Here is a 245-nt window from a genome sequence, read left to right as displayed (position 1 = left end):
CATCAGCACGTCCGCCAGGCCAATACCACCGCCCTCCCGGGACAGCGACACCGCCAGTTGCTGGTCGTACATTTCCTGGTACTGCTTGGCCGCCGGGGTATTCATCGGGTTGTCTTTGCCCAAGGCCTCGGTGGCCGAGCGCATGGACTTGAGCATCTCGTTGAGGAACAGCGACTCGAATTCCTGCGCAACCTTGCGCATGTTGCCTTCGCTGTTCTTGTCGCCGACCTTGAGCTGGTTAAGCC

General features: G+C 60.4%; 1 protein-coding gene. It reads right to left on the bottom strand.

What is annotated here, in order from left to right; genetic code table 11:
* The coding region (locus AAEY75_RS16620) for a rod-binding protein (RefSeq protein ID WP_352260266.1) at positions 1-245 on the bottom strand (245 nt) is incomplete at both ends.

It is taken from the genome of Psychrobacter sp. TB55-MNA-CIBAN-0194 (assembly GCF_040309505.1).
In the GTDB taxonomy this organism is placed as follows: Bacteria; Pseudomonadota; Gammaproteobacteria; order Pseudomonadales; family Moraxellaceae; genus Psychrobacter; species Psychrobacter fozii.
This window is presented reverse-complemented; position numbering and strand designations above follow the sequence as displayed.